3 protein-coding genes are annotated in these 3,710 nt (G+C 41.9%); 2 read left to right on the top strand and 1 reads right to left on the bottom strand.

The window, feature by feature from the left end; genetic code table 11:
- Window positions 1-110 precede the first annotated feature (110 nt).
- Window positions 111-1,208 carry an IS4 family transposase gene (locus LU351_RS20035; protein ID WP_232595863.1) on the bottom strand — a complete coding sequence of 366 codons (1,098 nt, stop codon included), beginning with the start codon at window positions 1,206-1,208 and terminating at the stop codon, window positions 111-113.
- Window positions 1,209-1,340: 132 nt separating this feature from the next.
- On the opposite strand from LU351_RS20035, the gene LU351_RS20040 reads away from it, so the two are divergent.
- Both LU351_RS20040 and LU351_RS20045 read left to right on the top strand, forming a co-directional pair.
- Complete coding sequence (locus LU351_RS20040) at window positions 1,341-2,054, top strand: class I SAM-dependent methyltransferase (protein ID WP_232595864.1); 714 nt, start codon at window positions 1,341-1,343, stop codon at window positions 2,052-2,054.
- A gap of 1,009 nt (window positions 2,055-3,063) precedes the next feature.
- On the top strand, window positions 3,064-3,477 hold the full coding sequence (locus LU351_RS20045; RefSeq protein WP_232595865.1) for a reverse transcriptase family protein: 414 nt from the start codon (window positions 3,064-3,066) through the stop codon (window positions 3,475-3,477).
- Window positions 3,478-3,710: the final 233 nt, after the last annotated feature.

Below are 3,710 nucleotides of genomic sequence, written 5' to 3' on the forward strand. Positions count from 1 at the left end.
CAAGTAAAAAAGTTTATGTGTCAGCTACAGAAATCGAAAAATATATTGCTTGGCTTTTTTAAAGATAAGAATTTGGAGTACATAGCAGATGCCGCTTAATGTTGGCTAAGCTATGTACTCCTTAGTAGGTCCCGTTTTTCAAAAAGATTAAGCTGTAATAGCCGTAGAATTTGCTGCATACTCTGGGCTAATTTTGATTGAAATTTTAAAAAAGCCAGTAATAAATAAGCGCACATCGAGATCCATATCTGTGTCAATACGGCATTCTTGCTGGTACCAACAAACGACTTAATTTTCAAATTCTGCTTGATCCATTTAAAGAATAACTCCACCTGCCATCGCGCTTTGTAGAGATCAGCAATCGTCTTGGCAGCTAAGGCCATGTTATTTGTCAAGAATACGTAGTGTTTGCCTGTTTCCCCATCTGTGTAACCAATGCGACGCAAGCGAGTAGGACATTTTTTAGCGGTCTGTGCCCCGGTAAATTCAATGATCTGATCGGAGGTTATCCCTTTAGATTTGAGAACATCGTAACGCTCAATAACGCGATACTTTGCATTGTTCTTTAAGCGAGTGACAAAGAAAATATTCTTATCTATCAGTTGCTTATACCATGCATAATCATTGTAGCCTTTATCAATGACGACGATACTGCCTCGTGGCAAGTCCATTGTTCTTGCCGCCGTAATGTCATGAACTTTGCCATCGGTGACGGTCATAAACTCTGGCAAGTAACCTTCATGGTTTAAGCCGACATGCAGCTTAACGGCGCCTTTTGTTGAACGAAACTCGGCCCAAGGAAAGGCCGATAAACACAGATCAATGGTTGTCGCATCGAGTGAATACAGCTTGTTTTTAAAGCGAAAGTTATGTTTTGGTGCAGCCGATTGACAACGAGAGAGCAAACGGCCAAAAAGTGCTTCGTAAAGCTTATAAGGCTTGTCTTCATTGATTCGAGACAAAGTCGTACGAGACAATTTTCCAGTCCCCAAATGATAGAGTTTGTGCATTTGCGCCGTCATATTCTCCACAATATCGCGCAAGCTGTTTCGGCCCGATAACTGGGCAATCATCATGGTCACAAACTGTGACCAGCGCGAGGCTTTGCGAAAAGATCGCCCTGCATGATGCTGGGTTGCTAGGGTGTTGAATTCATGTCTCGGAATGAGTTTTAGCATTTGGGCAATGACTGTATTATGATGACTCATGGTCTGTTTCACTCTGGATTTATAGTGTTTTGTGGTGAAACTATTATAAATTACTAGGTGTTTACAGGCCGCCTTTTCTTTCAGTTAACGGGACAGCAGTGATACTTGATAGCTAGTATCTGGAGAACCTATATGAGTTTTAAAATTATAACTAAAGCTGATTTGTTTAAGTGTCTAGACCGAAAAAGGGTACATGATAATAATTCTAGCCTAAAAAACATTCAGGATGGCTATGCGATTGATTGGCTGCTTGATCATTTAGGTACAGATGGCGGCAAGACTGTTCTTGAAATGGGTGGCGGCCACTCACGTGTGGCACGTAGAGTTGCCGGCTGGGGTCATCAAGTTATCAATGCTGATAAGTTTGAAGGCATTGGTCAAGGGCCAAAAAATTTGCCGCAAGATCAGCCCTATGAAATAGTTCAAACTTTTCTAGGGGATTTTTCTTCAGAACTTCAGGAAGATAGTTTCGATATAATCTACAGCATATCAGTAGTTGAGCATGTACCACTTTCTCAATTAAAAAACATGATGGCTGACGCTGCCCGCCTGTTAAAACCTGGCGGAAAAATTCTACACTTAATTGATACTTATATATTCGACACGCTATGTGAAGGTCAACGATATTACTCCGAAAGAGGGGAAGCTTATTTACAACCATTCCCAAACCTTTCTCTTGAAGATCCAGAACATATAGATAGAATTGATAGTTTTTCAGCTGCATTTGCTACTAATTCTGATGTTGAGATGTGGCGCTGGACAAAGAAAACGGAAGGAAACTCAAAGAAATGGAAAGAAGTAGCTCAATCTCTATCAATCGCTGCTGTTTGGGAAAAGTTCGTTTGATATAATAACGGTAGTTAAAGATTCGCTCCAAGCAGAGTGCTAGTTTAAATTGAAATATCCACCAGCTGAAAGGTTCTTCTCCGATATTTTAAGAACTCTTTAATGGTATGTTAATGAGGTTTACGGCTTCGGTCAGAAATCACAGTTATCCGGTTAGCTTACTTAGCACAGCAGTAAACATAACGTTCTGTAAGCTACCCACCTTATTGGCAAAGTTATAGCAACGGTACCATTGCAGTAATCTGGAATTATGGCAGTACAACCAAGGAGAGTTCATCATGGCATTAAGCCAACACGCCGTAGCAAGTGCACCTAACAAGCGCAGTCAAAATCGCACCCTTTGGGTGCTGGACTCGCAGCAAGCTGCTCGCCTTTGCTGCGAGCGTTAGTGCGACAAGCGAAGCTTGTCGAAACTTACTGGGTGAAAGTCCCAGTCTGGTAAGGACTAGCCTTCCACCAGTATCGAGTCTTGCGCATTATGCGGAGCTGTAAATGAGGAATATTTGTGTGGCAGGAAGCTCAGGTGAACAAATAATGTGAAGCGTAGACAGAGAATTATATAGGCCATAGGGATTACCGTGATCCTGAAGTGCTGGTATCGCTTCGAAAATAGCGAATCCTAGGTGACGAGATTGGTAACGCCATCGAAGTCCATGCAAAGCAATCGTTAAGGAAAAAAAAATAATTTTTTTTTTCGGGCAAGATTGTGGCGATCTAGCGGAGTTATAAAGCCGTGGCATGTATAAAGAGTTTCGGCAGGAACTTGTGACGACTGCATGGATGCAGGAGGTAGGGCGACACAGGAGTCAAAGCCGAGATCCAAGTTTGCTCCTAAAGGAATTAGGTAAGGCTGCTTAGTAAAATACGAGGCGAATGAAGGCAGCTTGGAAGTCGGATCAGTTCATAGTAGTCTGAGAGCGGGAAAGCCGTTCACATGGCGAAGGAGCTGACAGTAATATCGCGGTGTTTAACAGAAACATAGGCCGGACAAAGTAGGGCTGGAATCACTATGACAACCGAATTAAACACCATAGCATTTAAAGCACAGACCCACTCGAAGCATCGATTTCAGAATGTTTATGGACAACTGACGGACGATGCACTCTATCGAGCCTGGGCAAACCTCAATAAAAACTCGGCAGCGGGTATTGATGGTCAAACGGCCAAACAATTCGAAACCCGATTGCCGGACAATATTCAACGCCTACACCAAGAGCTCAAAAGCGGTCGTTATCGAGTCAATGATGTAAAGCGTGTATACATCCCCAAAGCCAATGGCAAAGAACGTCCTTTAGGTCTGCCCACTGTTGAAGATAAATTGGTACAACAAAGTGTTGCTGACATACTTGAAAACATTTGGGAGCAAGATTTTCTACGAAACAGTTATGGGAACCTCTATAAATTCGTTTTTTTAGCGCGATAATTTTCTAATTTTTTCTACCGGAACACTTACCGAAAATAATTATCATTACGCATTTATTTACAAAAATATCGGATAAAAATTCGTTCTTTTGATGATTTTTTCTCCTTATTTGTATATTCCAGACGCACGTTGGCCGCATAGCGTGACAAATCGTCTCATGTTATACGTGATATTCATCATGCCAATCTTCACCGCATTTCTCTCTATGCCAATAACTCGAAAATAGAGCCCGC

Origin of the sequence: Marinibactrum halimedae, from assembly GCF_021234875.1 — a bacterium.
GTDB lineage: Bacteria > Pseudomonadota > Gammaproteobacteria > Pseudomonadales > Cellvibrionaceae > Marinibactrum > Marinibactrum halimedae.

What these genes read in the sequence shown, in the direction of transcription:
- LU351_RS20035 (WP_232595863.1), bottom strand. Translation starts at nt 1,208, where the DNA reads ATGAGTCATCATAATACAGTCATTGCCCAAATGCTAAAACTCATTCCG.
- LU351_RS20045 (WP_232595865.1), top strand. Translation starts at nt 3,064, where the DNA reads ATGACAACCGAATTAAACACCATAGCATTTAAAGCACAGACCCACTCG.
- LU351_RS20040 (WP_232595864.1), top strand. Translation starts at nt 1,341, where the DNA reads ATGAGTTTTAAAATTATAACTAAAGCTGATTTGTTTAAGTGTCTAGAC.